Annotated in this window: 26 protein-coding genes, 1 tRNA gene and 1 pseudogene; 5 read left to right on the plus strand and 23 right to left on the minus strand. The window is 37.0% G+C overall.

The features are described 5' to 3' along the window. Nucleotides 1-41 precede the first annotated feature (41 nt). Nucleotides 42-278 carry a glutaredoxin family protein gene (locus B2R82_RS13950; RefSeq protein ID WP_286925434.1) on the minus strand — a complete coding sequence of 79 codons (237 nt, stop codon included), beginning with the start codon at nt 276-278 and terminating at the stop codon, nt 42-44. Nucleotides 279-327: 49 nt separating this feature from the next. Further along, nucleotides 328-1,201 (minus strand): annotated as a pseudogene (locus B2R82_RS13955) (DMT family transporter). A gap of 161 nt (nt 1,202-1,362) precedes the next feature. On the opposite strand from B2R82_RS13955, the gene B2R82_RS13960 reads away from it, so the two are divergent. Continuing rightward, entirely contained in the window at nt 1,363-2,739 is a 1,377-nt protein-coding gene (locus B2R82_RS13960; RefSeq protein WP_286925435.1) for a PLP-dependent aminotransferase family protein, read from the plus strand. Between the two features lie 55 nt (nt 2,740-2,794). On the opposite strand, the gene B2R82_RS13965 is transcribed toward B2R82_RS13960, so the two are convergent. Continuing rightward, complete coding sequence (locus B2R82_RS13965) at nt 2,795-5,071, minus strand: S9 family peptidase (protein ID WP_286925436.1); 2,277 nt, start codon at nt 5,069-5,071, stop codon at nt 2,795-2,797. 469 nt (nt 5,072-5,540) lie between these two features. Between B2R82_RS13965 and B2R82_RS13970 the strand changes: the two genes are divergently transcribed. After that, entirely contained in the window at nt 5,541-6,413 is an 873-nt protein-coding gene (locus tag B2R82_RS13970) for a DMT family transporter (protein WP_286925437.1), read from the plus strand. A 36-nt stretch (nt 6,414-6,449) separates the two neighbouring features. Next, nucleotides 6,450-7,778: a histidine--tRNA ligase gene (locus B2R82_RS13975; RefSeq protein ID WP_286925438.1), complete on the plus strand. Its 1,329-nt coding sequence runs from the start codon at nt 6,450-6,452 to the stop codon at nt 7,776-7,778. Between the two features lie 195 nt (nt 7,779-7,973). Here the strand turns inward: B2R82_RS13975 and B2R82_RS13980 are convergent, their stop codons facing one another. Both B2R82_RS13980 and B2R82_RS13985 read right to left on the minus strand, forming a co-directional pair. Then, a complete protein-coding gene (locus B2R82_RS13980) occupies nt 7,974-8,738 on the minus strand; it encodes a TPM domain-containing protein (RefSeq protein WP_286925439.1) in 765 nt (254 codons plus the stop codon). Further along, nucleotides 8,738-9,319 (minus strand): LemA family protein, encoded by a 582-nt coding sequence (locus B2R82_RS13985; protein ID WP_283869469.1) that lies wholly within the window; start codon nt 9,317-9,319, stop codon nt 8,738-8,740. Before B2R82_RS13985 ends, B2R82_RS13980 begins: the two co-directional genes overlap by 1 nt. 162 nt (nt 9,320-9,481) lie before the next feature. Between B2R82_RS13985 and B2R82_RS13990 the strand changes: the two genes are divergently transcribed. Beyond that, a complete protein-coding gene (locus B2R82_RS13990; protein WP_283869470.1) occupies nt 9,482-10,096 on the plus strand; it encodes a spore coat protein in 615 nt (204 codons plus the stop codon). Nucleotides 10,097-10,151: 55 nt separating this feature from the next. Here B2R82_RS13990 and B2R82_RS13995 read toward each other — a convergent pair whose 3' ends face one another. The 4 genes from B2R82_RS13995 to B2R82_RS14010 all read right to left on the minus strand — a co-directional run bounded on the left by B2R82_RS13995 (nt 10,152) and on the right by B2R82_RS14010 (nt 13,037). Further along, a complete protein-coding gene (locus B2R82_RS13995; protein ID WP_286925440.1) occupies nt 10,152-10,874 on the minus strand; it encodes an amino acid ABC transporter ATP-binding protein in 723 nt (240 codons plus the stop codon). Further along, on the minus strand, nt 10,871-11,575 hold the full coding sequence (locus B2R82_RS14000) for an amino acid ABC transporter permease (RefSeq protein ID WP_286925441.1): 705 nt from the start codon (nt 11,573-11,575) through the stop codon (nt 10,871-10,873). Before B2R82_RS14000 ends, B2R82_RS13995 begins: the two co-directional genes overlap by 4 nt. 87 nt (nt 11,576-11,662) lie before the next feature. Continuing rightward, a complete protein-coding gene (locus tag B2R82_RS14005; RefSeq protein ID WP_286925442.1) occupies nt 11,663-12,460 on the minus strand; it encodes a basic amino acid ABC transporter substrate-binding protein in 798 nt (265 codons plus the stop codon). Between the two features lie 502 nt (nt 12,461-12,962). Then, nucleotides 12,963-13,037 (minus strand) — tRNA-Arg (locus B2R82_RS14010). Nucleotides 13,038-13,347: 310 nt separating this feature from the next. Here B2R82_RS14010 and clpP point away from each other — a divergent pair. Then, on the plus strand, nt 13,348-13,938 hold the full coding sequence (gene clpP, locus B2R82_RS14015; RefSeq protein WP_054770443.1) for an ATP-dependent Clp endopeptidase proteolytic subunit ClpP: 591 nt from the start codon (nt 13,348-13,350) through the stop codon (nt 13,936-13,938). Between the two features lie 180 nt (nt 13,939-14,118). Here the strand turns inward: clpP and B2R82_RS14020 are convergent, their stop codons facing one another. The 14 genes from B2R82_RS14020 to B2R82_RS14085 form a co-directional block, all read right to left on the minus strand. Then, nucleotides 14,119-14,376, minus strand: a complete 258-nt coding sequence (locus B2R82_RS14020) for an HPr family phosphocarrier protein (RefSeq protein WP_283869474.1) — start codon at nt 14,374-14,376, stop codon at nt 14,119-14,121. Nucleotides 14,377-14,490: 114 nt separating this feature from the next. Continuing rightward, the gene (whiA, locus tag B2R82_RS14025) at nt 14,491-15,438 is read right to left on the minus strand and encodes a DNA-binding protein WhiA (RefSeq protein ID WP_283869475.1); all 948 of its coding nucleotides are present in this window, start codon (nt 15,436-15,438) and stop codon (nt 14,491-14,493) included. A 65-nt stretch (nt 15,439-15,503) separates the two neighbouring features. Further along, nucleotides 15,504-16,499, minus strand: coding sequence for a gluconeogenesis factor YvcK family protein (locus B2R82_RS14030; protein ID WP_286925443.1), 996 nt, complete (start codon nt 16,497-16,499; stop codon nt 15,504-15,506). A 4-nt stretch (nt 16,500-16,503) separates the two neighbouring features. Then, on the minus strand, nt 16,504-17,397 hold the full coding sequence (gene rapZ, locus B2R82_RS14035; RefSeq protein ID WP_286925444.1) for an RNase adapter RapZ: 894 nt from the start codon (nt 17,395-17,397) through the stop codon (nt 16,504-16,506). A 10-nt stretch (nt 17,398-17,407) separates the two neighbouring features. Then, nucleotides 17,408-17,875, minus strand: a complete 468-nt coding sequence (locus B2R82_RS14040) for an 8-oxo-dGTP diphosphatase (RefSeq protein ID WP_286925445.1) — start codon at nt 17,873-17,875, stop codon at nt 17,408-17,410. Nucleotides 17,876-18,228: 353 nt separating this feature from the next. Beyond that, nucleotides 18,229-19,173 (minus strand): thioredoxin-disulfide reductase, encoded by a 945-nt coding sequence (trxB, locus tag B2R82_RS14045; RefSeq protein WP_286925446.1) that lies wholly within the window; start codon nt 19,171-19,173, stop codon nt 18,229-18,231. A 219-nt stretch (nt 19,174-19,392) separates the two neighbouring features. Next, nucleotides 19,393-20,916, minus strand: a complete 1,524-nt coding sequence (locus tag B2R82_RS14050; protein ID WP_286925447.1) for a tetratricopeptide repeat protein — start codon at nt 20,914-20,916, stop codon at nt 19,393-19,395. Nucleotides 20,917-21,006: 90 nt separating this feature from the next. Beyond that, nucleotides 21,007-21,624 carry a bifunctional phosphoribosyl-AMP cyclohydrolase/phosphoribosyl-ATP diphosphatase HisIE gene (gene hisIE, locus B2R82_RS14055; protein WP_286925448.1) on the minus strand — a complete coding sequence of 206 codons (618 nt, stop codon included), beginning with the start codon at nt 21,622-21,624 and terminating at the stop codon, nt 21,007-21,009. After that, nucleotides 21,621-22,382 carry an imidazole glycerol phosphate synthase subunit HisF gene (gene hisF / locus B2R82_RS14060; protein ID WP_286925450.1) on the minus strand — a complete coding sequence of 254 codons (762 nt, stop codon included), beginning with the start codon at nt 22,380-22,382 and terminating at the stop codon, nt 21,621-21,623. Before hisF ends, hisIE begins: the two co-directional genes overlap by 4 nt. After that, entirely contained in the window at nt 22,376-23,008 is a 633-nt protein-coding gene (gene hisH, locus B2R82_RS14065) for an imidazole glycerol phosphate synthase subunit HisH (protein ID WP_286925452.1), read from the minus strand. Before hisH ends, hisF begins: the two co-directional genes overlap by 7 nt. Next, entirely contained in the window at nt 23,005-23,604 is a 600-nt protein-coding gene (gene hisB, locus B2R82_RS14070) for an imidazoleglycerol-phosphate dehydratase HisB (RefSeq protein ID WP_283869483.1), read from the minus strand. Before hisB ends, hisH begins: the two co-directional genes overlap by 4 nt. A gap of 4 nt (nt 23,605-23,608) precedes the next feature. Further along, entirely contained in the window at nt 23,609-24,883 is a 1,275-nt protein-coding gene (gene hisD / locus B2R82_RS14075) for a histidinol dehydrogenase (protein ID WP_286925453.1), read from the minus strand. A gap of 36 nt (nt 24,884-24,919) precedes the next feature. Then, nucleotides 24,920-25,543, minus strand: coding sequence for an ATP phosphoribosyltransferase (gene hisG / locus B2R82_RS14080; protein WP_286925454.1), 624 nt, complete (start codon nt 25,541-25,543; stop codon nt 24,920-24,922). Beyond that, nucleotides 25,536-26,708 (minus strand): ATP phosphoribosyltransferase regulatory subunit, encoded by a 1,173-nt coding sequence (locus tag B2R82_RS14085; protein ID WP_286925455.1) that lies wholly within the window; start codon nt 26,706-26,708, stop codon nt 25,536-25,538. Before B2R82_RS14085 ends, hisG begins: the two co-directional genes overlap by 8 nt. Nucleotides 26,709-26,999 lie beyond the last annotated feature (291 nt).

Below are 26,999 nucleotides of genomic sequence, written 5' to 3' on the forward strand. Positions count from 1 at the left end.
CTTTTTTAAAAACCGATCAATTTGCTACTCATTGGTTTATTCTATTCGCAAGATAAATGCTCCATCAATGTTGCGTAATCTAAATTACCATATTGTATTACTTGCTCGTCCTTTTCTACTACTGGAATCATTAGCATATATTTCTCATGCACTGCCTCATTTTCTTCAATGTCAATGATATCGACATGAAAACCTAAGTCCTCTTGTACAAGTTTTAATGTATGCAAACCCTCCACGCACAGCCCACAATTAGCACGAGTAAAAAATTTCACATTCACTTTACAGCACCTCCTCAGGCTATTATGCCATATAAAAAAGCTTTTTTACTTATATAGAAGCTTTTTTAGCAATTGAAGCGTTTTTGCCAATCATCACTGACAACACAACAGCAATTGCTATGACAATTGTAAATACTGAAATCGATTCATGAAGAAATAAAGCTGCAAAAATAATCATTAAAAATGGCTGTAAATATTGTATTTGGCTAACCCTAGAGATACCGCCCATCGCCATACCGCCATACCATGCTACATAGGCTAGAAATTGACTTACAATTGCTAAATATAAAAAACTAATCCAAGCTTTTAGAGGTGCATGTAACATCTCCCCTGAAACGTTTAGNNTTTAGAGATACTGGAATGATCAGAACAGGCACTGCAATAATAATGGCCCACGCAATTACTTGCCAGCTACCTATTTCCTGTGCAAGCAATCCACCCTCCGCATAGCTGAGCCCTAGTATTACGACAGCGGCCAATAATGCGAAATCTGCAATATGTAGCTGACCCAGTCCAAGATAAATAGCATAAATGATTACGGCTAGAGCACCTGCAATACTAGATAGCCAAAATTTAAGTGACGGCATTTCCCCTGCTCTCATCATTGCAAAGCCTGCTGTAGCTAAAGGTAGCAGAGCTAGCTCTACCGCTCCATGAGATACTGGCAAACTAGTCATTGCCCAAGAAGTTAGGAGGGGAAATCCTAACACGGCACCTAAAGAGACAATTACTAAGCTTTTAAACTGACGAGCACTAGGTAATTTTTCTTTTCTTCCAATCAAGATAATAGCAACTAAAATTGAAGCAATTACTGCTCTTCCTAAACCAACGAATGTAGTACCAAAATATTCAACAGCTACACTAGTTGCAGGTAAGGTTAAACTAAAACAAATAACACCCAATAAACCTAATAATATCCCCATTTTTTCTTTTCTACTTTCTTGCACAATCAATCAGCTCCCCTTATTGTTAAGTACAAAACTGTCTCATCTGTACTGGTATAATACATAATAAGAGAACCCATCGTTAAAAGAAATAGAGTTTTCTAGCATCTGTCCTGGTACAGAATAAGGAGAGGATTTTTATGGATACAAAATATGATGGTATAGTTAAAGACATTAAAAATCAGCTTGCGAATGGTGATCTGCTGGCAGGCAGTAAGCTTCCCTCAGTCCGACAAATGTCTGAGAAATTTTCCTGCAGTAAAAACACTGTTATTAAAGCATACGATGAATTAGAAAAGAAACATTTAATATTTTCTATCCCCAAAAGTGGCTATTATGTTGTCAATGAATTTCAGCGCATTGACTCTAGAAGGACGACCATCGATTTTTTATCTGCTGGTCCTGATAAAAACATCATGCCATACATTGATTTTCAGCACTGTATCAATCAGGCAATTGATACATATAAGGAAGAATTATTTACTTATTCCGATCAACAAGGCTTCTACTCTTTGCGCGTACAATTGGTGAAATACTTACAAAGCTTACAGGTTTTTACCGAACCAGAAAGATTATTTATTGTTTCTGGCTCACAGCAGGCATTAAATTTATTAGTATCCATGCCATTTCCTAATGGCAAAAAAAATATTTTAATTGAACAGCCTACTTATTTTGGCTTTATCGAATCAGCCAATTTACATTCGATAACTACCTTTGGAATTGATTTATCTATGGATGGTATAGATTTTGATCGTCTAGAGTATATTTTTCGGAATAATAATATAAAGTTTTTCTATATTGTACCAAGGTTTCAAAACCCACTTGGTCATAGCTACACAAATAAAGAGAAAAAGAGAATCGTTGAATTGGCTGAAAAGTACGATGTGTATATCGTTGAGGATGATTTTTTAGGGGAGCTCGATCCAAACACTAAATCTGATCCATTATTTTCATACAACCCTTCTGGAAGAGTCATTTATATAAAAAGTTTTTCTAAGATTTTTCTCCCTGGTTTAAGGATTGCTACCATCGTTCTTCCTCCAAAAATGAGCAGCCATTTTTCACGCTATAAGTTTACTGCTGATTTTAATAGTTCCGTGCTTTCGCAGGGTGCATTAGAGATTTATTTAAAAAATGGCATGTTTCAAAGCCATATAAAAAAAATTAAGGAGCTCTATTTTGGAAAGATGAAGCATTTACAGGAAGCGTGTGAATTATTTCTACCCAATAACACACTTTACACAAAGCCAGCATCCGGGTTTTACCTTACAATCTACTTACCAGAACATGTTGCAGCAAAGCAAATTGTTCAATTGTTAAAGGAACAACATATTTTTGTTGATGATGCCTCTAGAATGTTTCTGCCAGAATATAAAAAGGAAAACCTAATTCGCCTAAGCATTTCCCAGGTAGAAGACAATCAAATTCATACTGGTGTAGAAAAGCTGGCTCATTGTATCACGTTGATTGACAGCAAGAGATCTGCTACGTCCCAATATAAAATTCAGCTCCTATAAACTATGTTTCTCACATAAAAAGACTGCGCAACTCGGTGCACAGTCTTTTTTTCTATTATTTTTTTAGATGACTATCTAAGAATTTTAACATCGCATTATAGAATTCAATTTTATTTTCTTCATTTTGGAAGCCATGGCCTTCATTCTCTTTCAGCATGTACTCCACGTCAACGCCTCTAGCACGTAATGCTTCTACAATTTGATCGGATTCTGCTTTGTTTACGCGTGGATCATTTGCACCTTGAGCCACGAATAGTGGTGTTTTAATTTTATCCGCATGGAACACTGGAGAAGCAGCTGTTAATAGCTCTTTATCTTTCTCTGGATGCCCTACTCGCTCATAGAACATTTCACGCATTGTTTCCCAATACGGAGGGATTGTATTTAATAACGTAAAGATATTCGAAACACCTACATAGTCAACTGCTGCTGCATATAAATCTGGTGTAAACGTAATACCAGCTAAAGTAGCATAACCACCAAATGATGCCCCGTAAATACCAATTCGTTTAGGGTCCGCAATACCTTGGTCAATTGCCCATTGTACGCCATCTGTAATATCATCTTGAATTTTTAGACCCCACTGTTTATTACCAGCCTGCAGGAATTCCTTACCGTAACCAGTAGAAGAACGGAAATTAACCTGTAAGACTGCATAACCGCGGTTCGCTAATAGCTGTACCTCTGGATTGAAGCCCCACATATCACGTGCCCATGGACCACCATGTGGATTCACGATAAGTGGTAGATTTTTAGCTTCTTTGTTTTTTGGCAATGTTAGATAGCCATTAATTATTAAACCATCTCTACTCTTATAGGAAATTGGATGCATTTCAGATAGTTCCTCAGATTTTAACCAAGGGCTTAATGTAGCCAATTCTGTTAATTTATCTGTTAAAGAATCATAGTAATAATATTTTCCGTAAACCGTATCACTAGAAACGCTAACAATAAACTTAGTCATTTCCTTATTGTAATCGTTAATACCTAATTCACTTTCATGAACACCTAATTTATCTTGTATTTTACGGAATAGCTTTTCAAAGTTCTCATCAAAGAATTGGTAATGTGGTTTATCTGTTATATACGCACCATATAATAGTTTATCCTGCTCGGCACTATATAGTACACCTGTAACGTCTACTTCTTTATTAGACATAACAACTTCTTCTTTACCTTCTAAATCATATTTAACAACTTCTACTTTGTCTCTTCCTTTATTAGAGGTTGCGTAAATATGTTTATTATCCTTGGAGAATGCAAGTGGTGTTACTTCATCCCCTGCTGCTAATTCAATAAATGGCTTGAATTCATCTTTTTCGGAGTCACGATAAAGAACAGTTCCAACTACCCCATCTGATGCAACCGCAACACGCACTTCTCCATTACGGTCTGCTAACCAGTTTGAGATATTACCAGGGTTTTTAGCAACATGTGTTGTTTCACCAGTCTTCACATTAAGCTTGTACACATCGAACACTGTTGCATCTTCTTTGTTCATCATAATTAGAATCTCATCTTTTACACCCTGTAAACTACTTAATAAACCTACTGTCACATTTGGATACGGCGTTAAATCCTTTTCCTCTGTCCCGTTAAATGTTGTAGAGTAGATATGGAAATTCTCATCCCCACCTTTATCCTTAACATATAATAATGTATCATCCTTCCAGAAGGAACCAGCTATATCTCGATCCTTTGAACTTGATACACGGACAGGCTCACTATCATCACCCATTTTTTTCACAAAAATATTAGAACGGTTTTCCCATGCTGATGAGAACGTTATATAGTTACCATCTGGCGAAAGCTGATAGCCAAAGTTCCCTGGGCTTTTCATGAAGTCTTCTACAGAAATTTCCTTTACGCCCTCATTATTAGTACCGTTTTTCACTTGTTTAGCATTATTTAACATTTTGACTGCATCTTGTTTAGAAAGCGTATTATCGCTAATTAAAAGCCCAGTAAATAATCCAAGCTTAGCTGCTTTTTCTTTGTACTCATCAAGCGTTGATTCTTTTTCCTCTTTATTTAAAGCTCTTACTAAAATACGTGCTGCTTCATCGCGTTTAATAGCAAGGGTTAAATCCTTTAATTCCTCACCTTTTACCCACGTTGCAATGATTTGCTGACGCATAGATTCTGATCCATGCTGGAAGGTTAAAGCTGTTACAGCTAAATTAAGAAATTCCTGCGCTGTGACACTTTCCTCTTGGGCTACTACTTGTTGACTAGTTTCATTGGCAGCTCGTACCTCTTGCATTGTGACTGGATAAACAGCAGAAGTCGTTAAAATGACCGCTAATGATGCCGATAAAAATCGTTTTTTCAAAATGATTCCTCCTTATATCATTGTGCGTTATATCGTTTGTCGATATATTAAAATTATAACAACTTTAGCGCTTTTGTCAATAAATGATAATAATTAAATATAATTACCTTTTAAACCAATAAAAAAATTAAACCATAGTACATGGGGTTTTTGAGCTGAACTAATCCACACAATTTAGTTCAGCTTTTATTTATGAATTTAAGCAGCAGCTCGACCAACAGAAAGCTGGGGCTATTATTACGCGCACAGTGTCCATGCAACTGGTTACACATCATGGATAAACGTCGAAAAACTCTCTCCGATTGGTTAAAAATGGTTTAAGGACACAAAAATGTCAAAGATCAGTATTGAAATGTAATTATTTGTAATGTTAGGATTAAATTAACTCGAGCGAACGTCAATTGCTGTAGCAACTTATATTTTTAGATACAATTCTATTATTTTTTTAAATTTGTGAAGGAAGGTTAGTGTGAGAGATTTAAAAAAAGGCACTATTTATGCAATAATTTCAGCTATTTGTTTTGGTATTATGCCCATTTTCGCTATAAAAGCTTATAGCTATGGGATTTCTGTTTATACTTTACTGGTTTTAAGATTTTCAATAAGTTCTTTACTATTTTTTTTGTTTCTTATATGGAAAAAAATACCTTTAAAAATTAGTAAAATGGATTTAAAGTTATTTTTTCTATTGGGTGGTGTTTTATTTACACTGTTATCTGTCCTACATTTTGAATCATTAAAATATCTATCTTCTGCTATGGCTGTTTTATTATTATTTTCATTTCCTATATTTGTTTCAATTTTTTCCTTTTTAATCTACAAAGAAAAGCTAAAGGTAAAATCAATCATAGCTTTATTTTTCACCTTTATTAGTATGATTTTTTTATTAGGCGTTTCTTTTCAAGGTATAAATATGAAAGGCGTAATGTTAGCAATATTAGCTGCTATTGTATATGCACTATATATGATTCTTGGAAAAAAAGTCACCGACAATAATTCTCCCGTTGTAACAAGTACTTATGTTACCTCCTTTGCTGCATTGGGTGTAATTTTCATAGGACTAATAACTAGTGAACTACATTTGAATTTTGGTTCAAATGCATGGATATATATATTCGGCATTGTTGTTATTTCAACGATTATAGGTGAAATAACTTTATTTAAATCACTACAGATTCTTACTTCAACAAATGTTTCTATGATAAGTATGGTAGAGCCCATATTCACCTCTATCTTTGGCTTACTGTTTTTGCAGGAAGTAATGGAACCTCTTCAACTATTGGGAGGCATTTTCATCTTAATAGGCTTAACTTTATTGATTTATTTTCAAAATAAAAATTAATATGATTCAAATACTCATCGAAAGGAAGATTCAAAGATGATTTTTAACCTAAATGAAAAGACTCTATCAATTCCTGAAGGAACTGAAGATGTTTTAGGAATTGATATGAGATATCGAGAACATATCATCAATATAATTAAAGGCGTTTATGAAAACTATGGTTTCAATCCACATAAAACACCTATTTTAGAATACTTAGAAACTTTTAACGGACATCATGGGGAAGGAGAGAAGTTATTTTTTCATATAAAAGATAAAAATGAAAAATTTCTTATTCCTCGCTATGATCTAACTGTACCGCTGGCTAGAGTAGTAAGTATGTATCCAAATATACCGAGACCTTATAAAAGATATCAAATTGGTCCATCTTTTAGAGATGATCAGCCTGGAAAAAGTCATTTTAGAGAATTTACACAATGCGACGCTGATATCATTGGCTCAGACAGTTTATTAGCTGAAATCGATATTACAATAATGGCCCATGAATTGATTAATAAGTTAGGAATAAAAAACTTTGTTTTGAAAATAAATCATAGACTACTTATTCAAGCCTTAGCTCTTAAAGTTGGTTTGAATACCAAAGAAGAACACCTCGGATTACAAAGAGCCTTAGATTATGCAGATAAAGTTTCAAAAGACGGATTACAAGGTATAAAAAATAAACTCATAGAAAATAAAATTCCACTGAATATTGCTAATCAAATACTAATTGAAATTGAATGTTTTTCTAACCTTTTAGCTCAATATGAGGATTTACAAAATCAAATAAGTCAAATTGAAAAGTTCTTTAATTACTGTCTCTCTTCTACAAAGGCGACAGCCGATTTGAAATTTATCCTCTCTTATTTACCAAAAAATGTTCAATCCAACATCAAAATTGATTTAACACTAGCAAGAGGGGCAGACTATTATACAGGCTATATATTAGAGGGTTTGGTTGTTGACTCTGAAATCGGAGCAATTTTAGGTGGTGGACGATACAATAATTTAGTTTCTGCTGTCGGCAATTTAAATGAACCAGGAGTTGGCTTAGCCTTTGGTTTAGAAAGATTATTATCTGTATTGAAAAGCCTAGCTTATATTGACAAAAATATATTACTGCCTCATAAAATATTATTAGCTGATGCCAACGAAGAGTTCCATCCTATGATTTTTCATATCGCTCGTGAATTAAGAAAATACTATGATGTTGACATTTATTATAATCACACTCAATTTGAAGAAATAATCCATTTTGCTCAAGAAGATAAGCATCAAATAATTGTAGAGCTTATTGGGAACCGTCCATTCATTCACTCTGTTATAGAGAATGAGACATTTAAGTTGGAAGTCACAGATATTTTGAATAGTTTAGATTTTATATAATGATTTTCGACCTTGCTTTATATATGAGTATTGCTTTAATAATTTCACGCATCAAATAATTTGAATTTTCTCTAAAATAAAAATGTACATTACTAAAAAAATTTAATTTAGTAATGTACATTTCTATTATATGCGCAACATTATATTCGGGTAGTAATGTACAATTCCCTATTTTTAATGTTACAAAGTAGCCAGCTAGAATTTACGACTTGCCCCGCCTCCAGCAGAAGAACCACCTCCAAATCCACCAAAGCCGCCTCCACCTGAGCCTCGGCTGCCAAAGCCACCGCCAAAGCCTCCTGGATAGCCTCCTCTGCCACCTGAGCGTGGTCCTCTTCCACCACCATTAGAAATAATGGAGTAAAAAACAAGGACAATGACAACAAGGACAATAATCATCCATGTTGGCATTTCTTCCTCTTCAGCTGAATTTGTAGGAGTCTCCCCCTCCCAATTGTATTCCTCTGCAACAATTTGAAATACTTCAGCATATGTTACTTTAAAGGCTTGATCAATATTACCAGCACTTGCATTAGGATAAAACGCTGTATCTAATATCCGTCCAAGTTTCCCATCTGGTAATGCTCCTTCAAGTCCCTGACCAACAGCAATTACGACATCATTATTGCCTTCACCCTGACCAAATGTTGCTAATAATAATACACCGTTATTTTTTTGTGCATTACCAATTCCCCATGAACGAATCATTTTAGTCGCATACATTTTTGGGTCCTGTCCATGAATGGATTCCACAGTGATCACCATTATTTCGGCTCCTGTCCCTTTGTCTAGCTGCTCTGAATAATGATTAAGCTCCTCTTTTACTGAAGTGGATAATACATTAGCAAAATCGTGAATATACGTATTTTTCATGGGGGTTGGCATTGCTGCATCTGCCATTCTAATCAATACAAGAAATGAGAAACAAACAATTGCAAATTGCACAATAAAACGTTTCATTATTGCTTACCTGAATTACTAAAATCAATAGATGGTGCCTTTTCAGAACCTGCTGTAGCTTTAAAATATTCCTTCTGCTCAAACCCAAACATTCCTGCAATTAAATTTCCTGGGAAACGTTTTACATTTTTATTAAAAGTTTGAACCTCATTATTGTAGTCCTCACGAGCGACTGCTAGCCGGTTTTCCGTTCCAGCTAATTCATCCATTAATTGTCTAAAATTAGCATCTGCCTTTAAGTTTGGATAATTTTCTACCACAACAAGCAATCGACTAAGTGCGCCATTCAGTGCATCATTTGCAACCGCTTGCTCCTCTGGACTACGTGCATTCCCCATTTGTGAGCGTGCCTCCGAAATACTAGCAATAATATCTTGCTCATGCTTAGCGTACCCTTTTACAGATTCCACTAAGTTTGGAATTAAATCATAGCGACGCTGAAGCTGATTTTCAACCTGGGCCCATTTTGAATCCACACTCTCCTCCGCTGTAACAAGGCTGTTGTATTTAGGGATAAATAGTAAAGCTAATAGCACTAAAATAATAATGATAATACCAATTGGTCCAAGAACTTTTTTCAAATGAAATTCCCTCCTTTACACACTTACTTTTCCTTACCTCTAATGTGCTGCAAAAAAAACATCTCTATTCTACATATATGCAAATGTAGTTATAGCGTATGAAATATATCTAATTAGACATACTAAATACTGCAACAAAATAACATTTAGGAGGCGTTTTTTTTGTCACAATCATTTCACAATGAATCAGCTAACCAACCATCATTCAACCAACAACAAAGTCTAAATCATGGTGGACATGAAGTTATGGACATGCATGAAACACTTGGCGAAATCATTGCTGGTATGAATCAATCCATTATTCTACGTCCACATGTTAAGGACCCTGAGTTACTTAGTATTTTGGATCGCCAATATAACTTCACTTTAGGGATGTATAACACTATTGTGGAATCTTTTAAAACTGGACATGATCCATCGGTTCCAACTGGACGTTACCAAATGGAGACAGGCAATAACTTTACTTATGGATTAAATCCTGGGCAACCTAAAAAACCAATGCAAAATGCAAATGAAATGAATGATGAAACAATTTCTGGCTTCTTATTAGGTGCCCAAAAAGGTACAGCCAAATGTATGACGGCTGCTGCAACTGAGACTACAAACCCTGTTGTTCGTCGTGTTGTTGCAGATAGTATTCCCAACTGTATTGAAATGGCATACGAATTATCTATTTACCAAAATAAACATGGCTACTATCAAGTACCTCAATATTCGCAACAAGATATGCGTACAATACTTGATTCATTCGGTACAACTACAAATCCTCTTCATTAACAAAAAAGCAGTCTCACATGTGATTTAAATCACCTGAGACTGCTTTACTTTTAGGTTATAAAACTTTTCCTAAAAATGCTTTTGTTCGTTCATTTTGAGGATTTCCGAAAATTTCCTCTGGTGCTCCTTCTTCCACAATATAGCCACCATCCATAAAGACCACACGATCGCCTACCTCACGTGCAAAGCCCATTTCATGTGTAACGACAATCATTGTCATTCCTTCAGCTGCTAGATTCTTCATTACATCTAATACCTCTTTTACCATTTCTGGATCAAGTGCTGACGTCGGTTCATCAAAAAGAATGGCTTTTGGTTTCATTGCTAAAGCGCGAGCAATAGCTACTCGTTGCTGCTGACCACCTGAAAGCTGTTCAGGGTAGTTGTATGCCTTACTATCTAAACCAACCTTCTTAAGAAGCTCATGTCCTAATGCTTCTGCATCGGCACGACTCATCTTACGAATTTGCATTGGTGCCATTGTCACATTATCAATAACCGTCATATGCGGGAATAAATTGAATTGTTGAAACACCATGCCCACTTCTGCACGTATTGCATTTATATTTGTTTTAGGATCATTAATCTTCACATTTTCAATATAAATGGCACCATCTGTCACTTCTTCGAGCATATTAATACAGCGTAAAAAGGTACTTTTTCCTGAACCAGATGGTCCTATTACACAAACCACCTGTTTTTCTTGTATTTCATAATCAATACCTTTTAATACTTCCAGCTTGCCAAAATATTTGTGTAAATTCTGAATTTTAATCATCGCGCTTCCCGCCCTTCTACCTTACGAGGGACATAACTATTACTGAATCGCTTCTCGATAAATGCCACAATTTTTGTTACACCATACGTTAAAACTAAATATAATAATGCTGCAACAATGTATGGCTCCCAGAATCGGAAGCTAGCTCCTGCTACTACTTTACTTGCATATAAAATATCTGGAGCTGCAATAACGGTTACTAGAGAGGAATCCTTTAATAGCGCAATGAATTCATTCCCTAACGGTGGAATCATTCGTCTAAATGCCTGTGGTAAAATGACTTTTCTCATCGCTTGGTTATGTGTTAAGCCAAGTGATCGAGCTGCCTCCATTTGACCTTTCGCAATACTTTGAATGCCGGCACGGAAGATTTCTGCATTATAGGCTGCACAGTTTAATATAAGTGCCGTGATCCCTGACACCATATAGCCTAAAGAGTGTCCAAAAATCGTAGGTATTACGGCTAAATGAATTAATAAAATTTGCACTAGCATTGGTGTTCCACGGAATAAATCAACATAAAGCTTACATGGCCAATAAATCCATTTTTTCGTTGATAATTTTCCGAGCCCTAAAAATAATCCTAAAAAAATACCACCAAAATAACCACTGAGTGTCAAAATTAGTGTTACGCCAATACCACGTATAAACATATCTCGGTAGTTCCAGACTATGTCCCAGCGTAAGTCAAAGATGTCCATCCGAAAACCCCATTTCCCCTAAAAAGTTACGAAAAAATATGAAGCCGCTAGCATAAGGCTATGCTAGGGGCACCATTCATTCTTTTCTTACTTAAAGTCTGAGCCAGTAATCTCTTTTAATTTACCGTTCTCTTTAATCTTTTGTAGACCCTCATTTAATAGGTTTAAGAGCTCTTTATTTCCTTTTTGAACCATGAAGCCATAATATTCTTTATCAAATGCATCATCTTCTATTACTTTTAGTTTTTGATCTGGATGTGCTTGGATATACTTGTTAACTACTGCATTATCACCGATTGCAGCATCTACATTGCCATTTAGCATTTCTTGGATAGCAACTGGTTGATTTTCAAATGCCATAATATTTGTACTAGCATCACCCTGTAGCTTTTTCGCTGCTGTATGTCCAGTAGAATTGATTTGTACGGAAACCTTTTTATTTTTTAATTCTGCCAGTGATTTAATCTTTGAATCTTCTTTTACTACAATAAATAATTGAGATTCATGGTATGGTTCTGTAAAGTCGAATGATTGTTTACGTTCTTCTGTAATTGTAATTCCGGATGCCCCAATATCTGTTTCACCATTTTTAATTGTTTGGAATACAGGCTCCCAGCCAATATTTTGCCATTCTACCTCAAAGTTCATTTCATCTGCAATAGCCTGCAAAATATCGACATCAATCCCTACTATATTCCCCTTATCGTCAATCGATTCAAACGGAGCGAAAGTAGCCTCTGTACCTACCTTATAAACTTTTTTACCGCTTCCGCCATCCTCTGCCGGTGCACTACCTGATGATTTATCTTCCTTCGTGCCACATCCTGCTAGAGCTAGCATTAGTGCTGCCACGAGCATAAGTAACATAGATACTCTTTTTTTCATAGCATTTCCCCCTAAAATAAGTTTTTCCGAAATACGACTTCATTTTTCACAATTCGGAAATGTTAGACTATTAGGTCAATTATAGTAACATTATTGCTAATAGACAATAACTTTTCGTATAAAAGTAATTATTTTTTCATAAAAATTTATTTCCATGTGTTTTTTTAGCAAAAAACGGTATGAATAATTGAAAATAGCATTAAAAATGAATATTTATACATCAACTAATCATGCCAAAATTAGATAGTTTTGGGCAAAAAAAAAGAATCCCCTCAGATAGGATTCTTTTTTTCGACTAGATGGCTAGTCCTCACGTACAGTATGTCCACTAAAAAATAATTTGGAGTTGTTGCTTTTTTGAAGGTTTGAATGGAACAAATACGGGAATAATGCCAATTAGGGCAGTATTTCCACTATTTTCCCTTCTTTCTCCACTAAGCAGGCTGCTAAACTACTTATTAGGAGAATCGAGCTATAAAAGGTAATAAAATAATCAATAAAATGGCGCCCTCGGAGGGAATCGAACCCCCAGTGCAAGAACCGGAATCTTACGTGTTATCCATTACACCACGAGGGCAATTAAACACAAAAAAAAAGTACTCACTCTAGGCTTTATGAAAAGCATGATGTAGATAATCCTCATTTTTTGAAGCATACCCGCAAAATAGTGTACCGTACTTTAATCTATGACCTTAACTATTATACAAACGTATTGCCAACAATTCAACTATAGAATGCAAAAAACAATTTATTTTTTTTATTTCACTTTAGCAGGGTTAATATTTGACCTTCCCTGACTATAATGTGTATGATAGGGATACAGCTGAAATACAACGGAAGTTTTCAGCAAGAGTATTCGAATTTAGTTTTATTAAGGAGGATTTAACATGAATTTAATTCCTACAGTTATTGAACAAACAAGCCGTGGTGAACGTGCATATGACATCTATTCACGACTACTAAAAGACCGCATCATCCTTTTAGGAAGTGCGATTGATGACAACGTGGCTAACTCAATTGTAGCTCAGCTTCTATTCCTACAAGCTGAAGATCCAGATAAAGATATCTCACTTTATATTAACTCTCCAGGTGGATCAATCACTGCTGGTATGGCTATCTATGACACAATGCAAATTATTAAGCCACAAGTACAAACAATCTGTATTGGTATGGCTGCATCTATGGGAGCATTCTTACTTGCAGCAGGTGAGCCTGGTAAACGATTCGCTTTACCAAATGCAGAAGTAATGATTCACCAACCATTAGGTGGCGCACAAGGTCAAGCAACTGAGATTGAAATCGCTGCTAAACGTATTTTATTCCTACGTGAAAAATTAAATGGTATCTTATCAGAACGCACTGGGCAACCGCTTGAAGTCATTTCAAGAGATACAGATCGTGATAACTTCATGACAGCTGAACGTGCAAAAGAATATGGCTTAATCGACCATATTATGGACCGTAGCGACCGTAAATAACAAAGTACAGACATCTCAGATTTAGTTCTGAGATGTCTTTCTTTATTTTAACGCTCTATCCGTCATTTTGTCATTTTCATCCGTCACTTTGACATTTCTATCCGTCACATTAGCTCCGCTATCCACCATTTTCGGTAAATAGAACACAAAAACTGCCCAATTATTGGACAGTCTTTATATTTAATCTTCTTTTTCGATTAACTCTGCCAATGCTGTAACCGCTTGCTCAGCATCGTTACCTTCACTGCTTAAAACTACTTCTGTTCCTTTAGCAATAGCTAAGCTCATTACACCCATAATGGATTTAGCATTAACTTTTTTCTCATCCTTCTCAAGAAAGATATCTGCACTAAAGCGATTTGCTTCTTGAACAAATAATGCTGCTTGTCTAGCCTGTAGTCCTAATTTTAATTTGACTTGGACTCTTCTCTCGGTCATTCTCAAAACTCCCCTTTACTACCGTTCATCTTATTAGTTTTATCTTACCTTACTTACTAGCAAAAGAACAATATGTGTTTACGCATCACATTCATACCTGAAAAGTATGAAAACTTAACCACCAATCTTTTCTCCACGTCTTAATGCATCCGCTATTTCGTCGATTTTCCGTAAACGATGATTGACACCTGATTTACTAACCGTTCCGCTTGATACCATTTCACCCAGTTCTTTTAGGGTGACATCTTGATATTCTACTCGTAAACGTGCAATTTCTCGAAGCTTTTCTGGTAATTGATCTAGGCCAATGGAATTTTCAATAAATCGAATATTTTCAACCTGACGCAATGCAGCACCTATTGTTTTATTTAAGTTTGCTGTCTCACAATTAACAATACGGTTAACGCTATTCCGCATATCTCGCAATATACGGACATCCTCAAATTTCATCATTGCCTGATGTGCTCCTACAATATTAAGAAAATCAGAAATCTTTTCTGCCTCTTTTAAATAGGTCACAAAGCCCTTTTTCCGTTCTATTGTTTTAGCATTTAGATCAAATTCATTCATAACATCCATTAAAGCCTCGCCATGCTCTTTATATAACGAATAAATCTCTAAATGGTAGGCTGACGTTTCTGGATTATTAACAGAGCCGCCTGCTAAAAATGCACCTCGTAAATATGCTCTTTTTTGACCACTCTTTTTAATAAGCTTTGGAGAAATCGTATGATTGAATTGAAAGTCGTCTGAGATGATTTCTAAATCAATTAGTAGCTCGCGCGCACCATCTCTTACACGGCAAATATATACGTTATTTTTTTTCAAACGCATTTTTTTTCGAACAAGTAACTCTACATTATATGGATACAACTTTTTCATAATCGTATAGAGTCTTCTTGCAATTGCAGCGTTTTCAGTTTGTACGTCTAAGCTTAACTGTTTATTCGCAAAGGATAATGAACCATTCATACGAATTAGGGCAGATACTTCTGCTTTCATACAATGATTGTCCGCTTCTATTTGCGTTAATTCTTTTTTTGTTTCAGAAGCAAAAGACATATCACGTGCCCCCCTTTCAACTTCAGTTCTATGTATATGCCATCTTATCATATACAATAAGCGCTTTATGATTGTATTTTTGGATTGTTTACTTTTTGTTTATAAATATTTGCGTATTCTACAAGCCATTTAGCAACGTTTGTCGCATTATGACGAACCGTCCCATCTGATCGAATTGTAGCAATATCTCGCTTAATAACCTCTAATCCCATACTTTCAAGTTTTGCCACATCAAATGTTACAGGTTCCGCACATTCTTCCTTATAAAGCTCCTGTACAGGATGTGGTAATTTCTCTTCATTTACTAAAATAGAATCGATAAAGGAAGCGCCAACATGTTCGTAAATTGCTTTTACATGATCTCCTGCTGTATAGGAAATGGTTTCACCTTTTTGAGTCATTAAATTACAAACATAAATTTTTCTTCCTTTAGCTCTTACAACAGCTTCACCAATTTCTTTGACAAGCAGGTTAGGTATAATACTCGTATATAAGCTACCAGGACCAATTAAAATATAATCCGCACGCTGGATTGCTCGTATTGCCTCTGGTAACGGTTTCACATTTTCAGGCACTAAAAAAACACGACTAATGCGTTTTGTAGCCGTTGGAATTTTAGATTCACCTTCGATTGTAGAACCGTCCTCAAGCTCTGCATGTAAATTAATTTTTTTATTGGCAGCTGGTATAACACGACCATGGACCTTTAACACTTTTCCCATTTCACTAATGGCATGGTTAAAATCACCTGTAATCTCTGTTAAAGCAGTGAGCATTAAATTGCCTAATGAATGCCCTCGTAAATCTTGTGATGCCGAAAAGCGATATTGAAACATTTGCTCTACAAGTGGCTCAACATCCGATAATGCAGCAATAACATTTCGGACATCGCCGGGTGGTGGTATATCATAATCATCCCGTAAGCGCCCTGAAGAGCCACCATCATCCGCTACTGTTACAATAGCAGTAATATCGAATGGATGATGCTTCAGCCCCCTTAGTAATGTAGAAAGCCCTGTACCACCACCTATAACAACTAGCTTAGTGTGCCTTTTCCCCATTCACTCAATCCTTTCTTCGATTGATGTCACGATGCGTTATAACCGTATTCTCTTTTCCACTTAGATATGCCCCAAAATACTCTGCTAATGTTACCGAGCGATGCTGTCCACCCGTACAACCAAAGGCAATAACAAGCTGTGATTTTCCTTCTTGTCTATATAGAGGTATCATAAATTCAAATAAATCCTTCAATTTTTGAATAAGCGTTTGTGTATCCTCAAGCGCTAAAACATAAGAGGATACCTCCGTCTGTAATCCCGTCTTAGGACGCAGCTCTTCAACATAATAGGGATTTTTTAAAAAACGCACGTCAAACACTAAATCTGCATCTATTGGCATACCATGTTTAAATCCAAAGGACATAATATTAACCGAAAAAACATGATCTGAATCACTCGCAAACTCTTTGGCGATTTTTTCACGTAGTTCCTTAGGCTTCATAGTAGACGTATTATAGACAAAATTAGCCCGCCCTTTCACTTCAGAGAGCAAAATACGCTCTTGTTGAATACCATCTAATGGTAAGCCATTGACAGCTAATGGGTGCGAACGTCTTGTCTCTTTATAGCGTCTAACTAATGTTGCATCATCTGCATCCAAGAACAATATGCGTACAACAATATTCCCTTCTTTTTGTATATGGTCAAGAGCACCAATAAGAGAATCAAAAAAGTCACCGCCCCGCATATCCATAACAGCTGCAATACGTGTAGTATTTTTTCCCGAATCCCTAAGGAGGGTTAAAAAAGTTGTAAGTAACGCCGGTGGTAAATTATCAATACAGTAATACCCTAAATCCTCAAAGCTTTGAATAGCTACTGTTTTTCCAGCTCCAGACATTCCTGTAATAATAACCAATTCATGTGTTCTTTGTTGGCCTTCAACCACCACTGTCATGCAGCTCCTTTTATTGTTCTTTTGATATTTGTATTTTTTCATGCAATAATTCAAAATCAGTCGTATATTCAAATGTTCCATACTGAATGCCTGATTGTGAGATAGCAAATTGTAAATTTGTCCGATCACCTTCAGCCATTGGCAAATGGTTTAAATCCTCTACTGGGTGCCATGCAAGCTTGCCTTCTCTCGTTTCATCAAAAGGTATACCTTCTATATCCTTGGCAACAAACGTATAAAGCATCCATTCATCAACGACTGCATTATTTTCTTTAATAACCATTGTATAAACACCTTTTAAATGCGCATTTAATGGTGTGACATTTGTTTCCTCCTGAAACTCACGTACAGCAGCCTCATAGATGGATTCGCCGCACTCCATTTTTCCACCTGGAGCTACGTACCAGCCGCGTCTAGGCTTTTGAAGTAATAATACTTGACCGTCTTTAACGGCAATTAAGTTTGCAATTCTTTGCATAGGCACACCTCTAATCACTTTGCATTCTATCCTTCATTATAGCAAGACCCAACAATATTTGTCCTCCATTCAGAACTTTAGTGCCTGGCAATTTTCACTTTAATCGTATTATTAGTAATCATGAGTTTGTCATCATCCATGAATCTAAAAGAGCTCGCTCACAATTATTAATATCCTAACATAACAAAAATAGGTTGCCCCACCATATTAGGCGGAAACAACCTACTAAACAAAATAAAAGGGGGATTGCTAATTACACAATATATATTACACCTTTTATATGTCATTCAAGTTACAACAATATTAAAACCGTGTTAAAAATTGTATTTTTTTCCTTGGAACTTTTATTTACATTAAGCATTAATTTTCTCTAATAATTCTTCTACATAATGCTGCACTGCTTGTGCAGCAATACTTCCATCACCTGTAGCTGTCACAATTTGACGAAGTGATTTTTCACGTACATCACCTGCTGCAAAGATACCTGGTACAGTTGTTTCCATGTTTTCATTTGTTAAAATATAGCCTGCATCATTTAAAATACCTAAAGATTCAAATGGCTTTGTTAATGGTAGCATTCCGATATAAACAAATACACCATCAGCAACAAATTCAGATTCTGTTCCATCTACAGTAGATTGTAATGTTACACTACCAACTTTGCCGTTAGCTTCATTTATTTCTTTCACTGTTGCATTCCAGATGAAATCAATTTTTTCATTTGCAAAGGCACGATCTTGAAGTATTTTTTGTGCACGTAATTTATCTCGGCGGTGAACAATTGTTACTTTCTCAGCAAAGCGAGTTAAGTATACCCCTTCTTCGACAGCTGAATCTCCTCCACCTACGACTACTAGGTTTTTTTGCTTGAAGAATGCACCATCACAAACTGCACAATAGCTGACACCGCGGCCACCTAATTCTTTTTCGCCAGGCACGCCCATTTTTTTATATTCCGCCCCTGTAGAAATAATAATGGCACGTGTTTTATATTCTTTCGCACCTGATTTTATTGTTTTATATTCTTCACCATCGATAATTTCAGAAACATCGCCGTAAGCATATTCTGCACCGAATTTTTTAGCATGCTCAAACATTTTTGTAGACAGCTCTGGTCCTAAAATCGTATCGAATCCTGGATAGTTTTCTACTTCTTCTGTATTTGCCATTTGTCCACCAGGGATACCACGTTCAATCATTAAAGTTGAAAGGTTCGCACGTGATGTATATACAGCAGCAGTCATTCCTGCAGGACCTGCACCAATTATTACAACATCATAAATTTTTTCTTCCGACATAAAATCTTCCCCCTACACAAATACTTTTTTATCCAGCCTACATGTACAGTAAGACCCCTACTCTCCAATTTAAGTGATGCAATTATGAAGAAGGAAATCAACTACCCATGAAAAGCTTGATTGGCTCAACTCTAACTGTTTGAAGTTTTACCTATTAATAACGATTGTAAGTTCATCGTATGTGAAAGTAAAAAGTTATTCAACTATGTTGCTCAGAGGTTACTTATGACCGTTTGGTAAGAACTTTAAAATTTCATCAATATACTTTGATAAAGTCGCCACAGATACCCCATATTGCTGAGCTATCTCTTTTTTTGTAACCTTGAGCATTCGAGATGAGCGAAATAAAAAATCATTCGCTCCTGCAATAGCTGCTGGATTTGTAAAACGATAATTACTGTTAAGTGCCTGCTCACAGAGAACAAACCACATTTGAAACATTGGTGCAATGAGGGCCGTAAGCTTACCATACTGTTCTAATAAAATTTCTGGCACACTTACTGCTCGTAAAAAACTAGCCTCAACCTTATTTTTCATATCAAAGTGATGACCAAGTGCATATGCTAAGAATAACTTTTCAAACGAACCATATTGCTCAACGTCTATCCATTTGGGATGTGCAATAATTTCTTGCTTATGCGCTGTACAGCTCAATAAAAACAATCCAAAAATACGCTCACTAGTATAATTACTCTCTAGTTTTTCTACAATATAATCACGGTCATGCTCTAATGCATCGAGCTCATAAACATTTTCCTGTTCACGCCAAGGTTCAAAGCCTTCTTTGTCCGGATCTAGCTCTAATAGTTGCTCCCAAGCACTCTTAGAAATTTCCTTATGTCCTGAGAAGTATGCCGCATGGGATAACCAAAAATAAAAGCCAGCATCCCCTATATAACCACGTTTTTGCATACTACGTAACCATTTAAAGGCCAAATCGTATTGCCCAACTAACGCTAATGTTGCACCTAGCTTGTAGCGATGTTCCCAAGTGTAAGGCTGAATTTTAACAAGTACATTTAAAAGGTCCTTTAATTCTTCTTCATTTTTTTCATAATATGCAATAACGGTTAAATTACACAACGCATGTAAATTTCCCTTATTTTCACGCAAGACAGTATTTAAAAGTGCCTTTGCCTGTTCTGCCTCACCGACATAAAAATATGCAAGTGCTAAATTATTATAAGCTGACCAAAAATCTGGTCGATCTTCAATTAACTCTTCTAGAATATTAATAGCTTCGGGGAAGTCCCCTTTTTCCATACAACGCCTCGCCTGTTCCTGTCGATATAAATCCTCGCCAGTACCATCTTGCTCCTCAAAATCATCCTGCTCAAAAGCAACGAATTCTAATATTTCTGCCGCCTCATCTGCATAGGCACCATCTGGCTCTTTTTGCAAATATTGCTCCGCAAAGCGTTTAGCATCTTGTATCATACCAACACATCCTGAAACCTCTGCCATATAAAAAATGATTTCTAGATTCTCTGGATCAATTTGATAGGCATGACGAAGAAGATCATACGCTTCCTCGAAACGTTGACCCTCTAACTCCACGATTGCCAATTGCAATAAGATCATAGGATCATCTGGACTTAGATCTACCGCACGCTGTAAATATTTATAAGCTTTATTCATTTGTCCACTATTCATTGCTTGAATTGATTTTTTATAATAGTAGTCGCCTGTTGGAATGAACGACACGACATTCGTTAGATTCTCTTTTTGATGTTTCTTTTCCAAAATATTTCCTCCGAAACAAGAAATAAGGAACGTTTTTCACGTTCCTTTACACAGTAAACTTTATTATACCATACAATTAGCAATATGCTGTTATTTCTCTTCGTGACGTTTTTCTAACACATGTAACACATCAAAAACGCTTACTTTTTGTTCTTGCAGTAATACTAATAAATGGTAAAGTAAATCGGCCGCTTCCCATTTAACCTCTTCTGCATCTCGATTTTTTGCACCGATAACAACTTCTGTTGCCTCTTCCCCGACCTTTTTACAAATTTTATCGATACCTTTATCGAATAAATATGTAGTATATGCGCCTTCTGGCATTTCTTGCTCACGTTTTGCAATAACGTTAACAAGCTTAGAAATAATCTCAACAGAGCCAACCTTTGTATTTTGCTGAATAAGCTTTGTAAAGCAGGAGGTTGTGCCATTATGACAGGCTGGACCAGCAGGGAGTACTTCCACAACTAACGCATCTCCATCACAGTCTGCTTTCATGGACACTACTTTTTGTGTATGACCACTAGTTGCCCCCTTGTGCCAAAGCTCCTGACGTGAACGTGAGTAGAACCATGTTTCACCTGATTCAAGTGTTTTTTTCAGTGATTCTTTGTTCATATAGGCTACAGTTAATACTTCTTTTGTATTGGCATCTTGCACAACTGCAGTGACAAGGCCTTTATCATCAAATTTAATGCTGTCTATCATCTTACTGCCACTCCTTTTTCACGTAAGTATTCTTTTACTTGCGCTACACTCGTTTCTTTGTAATGAAAGATCGATGCGGCAAGAGCTGCATCTGCATCAACATCTTCCGCTAATACTTCGTAAAAATGCTCGGCATTCCCTGCACCGCCACTAGCAATAACAGGAACTGTTACAGACTCTCTCACTGCCTTAGTTAAGGCTAAATCAAAACCTGATTTTTCACCGTCCTGATTCATGCTTGTTAATAAAATTTCTCCAGCGCCCAAGCGAACCGCTTCCCTTGCCCACTCTGTTGCTTGCCAACTAGTTTTGTTGCGACCACCATGCGTATAAACCATCCATGTGCCGTCTTCATCACTATAGCGCGCATCAATAGCAACAACAATACATTGTGCACCAAAAAAGTCAGATCCTTCTTTAATAAGCTCAGGTCGCTCTAAAGCAGAAGTATTGACTGATACCTTATCAGCGCCTGCACGTAAAATGCGTTTCATATCGTCCAATGTGCGAATTCCACCACCTACTGTAAATGGAATAGCAAGTGTCGCTGCTGTTTGTCGCACGACATCCACCATTGTTTCACGCCCTTCATGTGAGGCAGAGATATCAAGAAAAACAAGCTCATCTGCCCCCTGCTCATCATAAAACTTGGCTAGCTCTACTGGGTCGCCTGCATCTCGTAAAGACACAAATTGCACTCCCTTCACAACTCGCCCCTCTTTCACATCCAAACATGGAATAATACGCTTTGTTAGCATGAAGCCACCCCCTTCAACCATTGCTGTAATAAAAACACACCTAGCTCACCTGATTTTTCTGGATGAAATTGCATTCCCGTTACAGAGCCAGTAGTAACAATACCTGGAACTCTTATTCCATGATAATCTGCATAAGCGACAAGCTCTGTGTCATCTATGTCCGTTGCATAAAAGGAGTGAACAAAATACACATGCTTCGCTGGCGGCAACGCTGTTAGCCAAGTTGGACGATTAGTCATGATTAGCTCGTTCCAGCCCATATGTGGTACTCGATATGCCTGACCATCATTCACACCAGCAAAACGTTTGATGCTACCTTTGAAAAATCCTAAGCCTTTTGTCGCTGTCACCTCTTCACTTTCCTCAAATAGCAACTGCATACCTAAGCAAATACCCAGCAGTGGACGATTATCTGCTTTTACCCTTTGTAAATAGCTATCTAATTTTGTCTCAGCAAGCCGTTTCATAGCATCTGGAAATGCTCCAACACCTGGTAATAAAAGTGCATCTGCTTTATCCAACGCTTTTTCATCAGCCGTAACAACCACCTCACAGCCAAGTCGTACTAATGCTTGCTCTACACTAAATAAATTACCCATACCATAATCGATCACGCCTATTTTCACGTTAACAGCCCCTTAGTTGATGGCACACCTTTAACACGAGGATCAATTTCCACTGCTGCATCAATCGCGCGTGCTAACGCCTTAAAAATTGCCTCTATAATATGATGTGTATTCTGTCCATATGGTACAATGACGTGAACATTCATTCTCGCTTCTAGAGCAAATTTCCATAAAAACTCATGAACTAATTCTGTATCAAAGCTACCCACTTTTTCTTTTAATTGTGGTACACGGTATTCTAGATGTGGACGATTAGAGCAATCTACAACAACCTGTGCCAACGCATCATCCATTGGTACAAATGCTGTGCCATAGCGTTTAATGCCTTTTTTATCACCAAGTGCTTCACGAATCGCTTGTCCTAGTACGATTCCAAGGTCCTCTGTAGTATGATGATCGTCAATGTAAGTATCACCATTCGCTTGAATTGTTCCATCAAAAAGTCCATGCTTGATAAATAAATCCAGCATATGATCCATAAAGCCAACGCCTGTTTTAATATCAGCCTTCCCTTCCCCATCTAAATCAATGGCTACCGAGATTTGCGTTTCATTGGTTGTTCGTTCTACTTTCGCAAAGCGTTTTATTTCTGTCATTGTGCTACTCCTTTTCCCATCCACGTGATTCCACTGCACGCGCATGCCCCTCTAGACCTTCCATGCGTGCAAGCCGTGCAATTTTTGGTGCATTTTCTGCCCAAGTTTTTTCGTTATAAAAAACAATACTTGATTTTTTCACAAAATCATCGACGTTTAAGCCACTTGCAAAGCGAGCAGTACTATTTGTCGGCAGTATATGGTTTGTCCCTGCAAAGTAATCACCAACTGGTTCAGAGCTATAACGTCCGATGAAAATCCCCCCCGCATGACGTATCTGTTCAGCCACAGCCTCAGCATTTTTTGTTACAATTTCTAAATGCTCAGGTGCTAGTGAATTAACTGCATCAATTGCATCTGCCATTTTCTCAGCAACATAAATCGCTCCAAATTTTTCAATAGATGCACGTGCTATCTCTTGACGTGGTAAAGTGGTTAATTGCTTCTCCACTTCATTAGCTACTTTTTTAGCCAACTGCTCAGAAGTCGTCACTAAAATGGCACATGCCAACTGATCATGCTCCGCCTGCGATAAAAGATCCGCTGCAACCTCATCCGCAAATGCAGTATCGTCTGCTAGCACCGCAATTTCACTTGGTCCCGCAATCATATCAATCGATACTTCACCAAATACTTCACGTTTTGCTAGTGCTACAAAAATATTTCCTGGACCAGTAATTTTATCAACTGGCGAAATGGTTTCCGTACCATATGCAAGTGCCGCAATGGCTTGAGCCCCACCAACTTTATATATTTCCTCTACACCTAAAATTCGCGCCGCAGCAAGTACACCCGGAGGTAACTTTCCATCTCGACCTGCTGGAGATGAAATAACAATGCGTTTCACACCAGCAACTTGCGCAGGAATAACATTCATTAAAACTGACGATGGATACGCTGCTATACCTCCAGGAACATACAGACCCACTGCATCGAGCGCTGTAATTCGTTGCCCTAGCCATGACCCATTTTCTAGCTCTAAGCGATAACCTGATCGCTTTTGCTGCTCATGATAAAGTCGAATATTTTGAGCAGCTTCTGTTAAATCAGCATAAAGCTGTGGATCTATCGCATTTGCGCCTTCTTCGATTTCTTCCTGTGTGACACGTAAATTTTCAGGTGCAAAGCCATCCCATTTCTCTGTATAAAAACGTATAGCCGCGTCGCCCTGTGCTCGCACATCTGCCAATACTTGTCGTACTACCTTTAACTGTTCTTCATTACCACTTTCAAGCTGGCGCTTTAAAGAAATACCCTTTGTTAGCTTTGTTATTTTCATAGGATTACTCCCCTTTTATCTTCATGGTTCTATTTTTTAGTTAACACATTCCTTTAAGCGTCTCACTAGATCGATAATACGGTCTCCCTTCATACGATAGCTTACTGGATTAGCAATTAACCGTGATGATACATCTGTAATAAATTCATATTCCACAAGACCATTTTCTTTAAGCGTTCGGCCAGTTGAAACAATATCGACAATACGATCTGCTAAGCCAATCATAGGTGCCAATTCAATCGACCCATTAAGCTCAATAATTTCTACCTGCTCCCCAATCCCCTTATAATATTTCATAGCAATATTTGGGTATTTTGTGGCTATCCTTGGCGCTATTTCATTCATCGTTGTATTAGGCAGACCTGCTGAAGCGATGTAGCATGTACTAATTTTGAGATCCAGTAATTCATGCACTTCTCGTTGCTGCTCTAATAAAACATCCTTCCCTGCTATCCCAATATCTGCAACGCCGTGTTCTACATAAACAGGCACATCCATTGGCTTAGCTAAAATAAAGCGAATTTTCTCCTCAGGAATTTCTATCATTAATTTACGGGACATTTCTACTTCTTCTGGTAAATTAAAGCCAGCCTCTAAAAGCATTTGGTATGCCTCTTCAAAAATGCGCCCTTTTGGCATAGCAATCGTTAATTCATTCACCGCCAACTTCCTCCTGTCCAACAACAACTACCTCTGAAAAATAAGCTAAAAATGCTTTTTCATCGATTAAGCTACTTCTTAATTGCAAGGTAGCCTGTTTACCTGCCGCTCGTAAAACCTGTACCTTTGCTAGCGCCTCCTCGAATTGCTCTTCCTCAAAAAGCACAACCACTGCTTCTTCACGCTCATTTGCGAGTCCATTAAGTGTTTCTAACAGGCGATCGACGCGAATACTAAACCCAGTAGCACCTACTTTTGAACCAAACACCTCAAGTAATCCGTCATAACGACCACCGTTGCCTAACGGAAATCCACTTCCTAATGCAAACACTTCAAATAGCATGCCTGTGTAGTAGCTCATATGACTAGAAAGTGTGAAATCAAAGGCTACATAATCCGCTAAATTAGCAATTTCAAGTAGTTTGGCAAGCTGTTGCATATATTCTAATGCGTCGTTTTTTCGCACATATTTTTCAATATCTTTGATTTCTTTTAAATTCATTGCTTCCTCAATAAATTGTAGTAATGCATCTGTTTTCGCTTTAGGCAAATCAAAAGATTCTACCGCTTCTTCAAACCCAACATAGTTCCGTTGCACAAGAAGTGTTCGAAGTATGTCTTGCTGTTCCACGCTTTCCGTATAATCTTGTAAAATGCAATTTAAGATACCCGCATGACCGATAGTAACTTTAAATTGAGATAATCCATATTGCTGTAATAGCTCCATTGCCGTCACAATCACTTCAGCATCAGCAAACACAGAATTGTCTCCAATTAGCTCGATTCCCATCTGATCAAATTCTGCAGGACGCCCACCTTCAGTTTCTTGTGCACGAAAGACACTTGCAAAATAAGCAAGACGTATTGGTATCATCTCTTTTAATAATTTAGATGTGGCCACCCGAGCAATTGGTGTTGTCATATCTGGTCGTAGTACTAATGTGTTTCCCTGACTATCTACGAGCTTAAATAAATGGGCATCGGCAATCGCAGAGGCTTTACCTACTGTATCAAAATACTCTACAGCAGGTGTCATAATAAATTCATAACCCCTGCTGCATAAAAACTCTCGTCCAGTATTTCTTACAGCCTCTACCTTTTCATATATTTGTGGAAATGTATCGCGCATTCCAAGTGGTTTCTCAAACATTTTAATTGAAGACATGTAGACACTTCCTTACGTTTCACTTTAATTCACTAGAGTATTAGAGAATTAGATTATGAAAGAATTCTAACTTATTTCTCCCATTCAGTCAACTTGAATTCTCTAACAATTTCAACACTGATTATTCNNTACACATTTACTAATGGAAAATAATGAAATTCAAAATATCTCCAAATTTTAATTTATAAATAGAGATTTAGTCGCCACTGAGAATGAAAGTGAATAACCAGGAAGAACACAAACTATAAATTATGAGTATTCACAACAGCATGTCCATTCGTCCAACTGGGT

Source organism: Lysinibacillus sp. UBA6686, assembly GCF_002455205.1.
GTDB lineage: Bacteria > Bacillota > Bacilli > Bacillales_A > Planococcaceae > Lysinibacillus > Lysinibacillus pakistanensis.

Excerpts from the sequence above, each read along its gene's own strand:
- B2R82_RS13960 (WP_286925435.1), top strand. The coding sequence starts at position 1,363 with ATGGATACAAAATATGATGGTATAGTTAAAGACATTAAAAATCAGCTT.
- B2R82_RS13975 (WP_286925438.1), top strand. The coding sequence starts at position 6,450 with ATGATTTTTAACCTAAATGAAAAGACTCTATCAATTCCTGAAGGAACT.
- B2R82_RS13980 (WP_286925439.1), bottom strand. The coding sequence starts at position 8,738 with ATGAAACGTTTTATTGTGCAATTTGCAATTGTTTGTTTCTCATTTCTT.
- B2R82_RS13995 (WP_286925440.1), bottom strand. The coding sequence starts at position 10,874 with ATGATTAAAATTCAGAATTTACACAAATATTTTGGCAAGCTGGAAGTA.
- B2R82_RS14000 (WP_286925441.1), bottom strand. The coding sequence starts at position 11,575 with ATGGACATCTTTGACTTACGCTGGGACATAGTCTGGAACTACCGAGAT.
- B2R82_RS14005 (WP_286925442.1), bottom strand. The coding sequence starts at position 12,460 with ATGAAAAAAAGAGTATCTATGTTACTTATGCTCGTGGCAGCACTAATG.
- clpP (WP_054770443.1), top strand. The coding sequence starts at position 13,348 with ATGAATTTAATTCCTACAGTTATTGAACAAACAAGCCGTGGTGAACGT.
- B2R82_RS14020 (WP_283869474.1), bottom strand. The coding sequence starts at position 14,376 with ATGACCGAGAGAAGAGTCCAAGTCAAATTAAAATTAGGACTACAGGCT.
- whiA (WP_283869475.1), bottom strand. The coding sequence starts at position 15,438 with ATGTCTTTTGCTTCTGAAACAAAAAAAGAATTAACGCAAATAGAAGCG.
- B2R82_RS14030 (WP_286925443.1), bottom strand. The coding sequence starts at position 16,499 with ATGGGGAAAAGGCACACTAAGCTAGTTGTTATAGGTGGTGGTACAGGG.
- rapZ (WP_286925444.1), bottom strand. The coding sequence starts at position 17,397 with ATGACAGTGGTGGTTGAAGGCCAACAAAGAACACATGAATTGGTTATT.
- B2R82_RS14040 (WP_286925445.1), bottom strand. The coding sequence starts at position 17,875 with ATGCAAAGAATTGCAAACTTAATTGCCGTTAAAGACGGTCAAGTATTA.
- trxB (WP_286925446.1), bottom strand. The coding sequence starts at position 19,173 with ATGTCGGAAGAAAAAATTTATGATGTTGTAATAATTGGTGCAGGTCCT.
- hisIE (WP_286925448.1), bottom strand. The coding sequence starts at position 21,624 with ATGATAGACAGCATTAAATTTGATGATAAAGGCCTTGTCACTGCAGTT.
- hisF (WP_286925450.1), bottom strand. The coding sequence starts at position 22,382 with ATGCTAACAAAGCGTATTATTCCATGTTTGGATGTGAAAGAGGGGCGA.
- hisB (WP_283869483.1), bottom strand. The coding sequence starts at position 23,604 with ATGACAGAAATAAAACGCTTTGCGAAAGTAGAACGAACAACCAATGAA.
- hisD (WP_286925453.1), bottom strand. The coding sequence starts at position 24,883 with ATGAAAATAACAAAGCTAACAAAGGGTATTTCTTTAAAGCGCCAGCTT.
- B2R82_RS14085 (WP_286925455.1), bottom strand. The coding sequence starts at position 26,708 with ATGTCTTCAATTAAAATGTTTGAGAAACCACTTGGAATGCGCGATACA.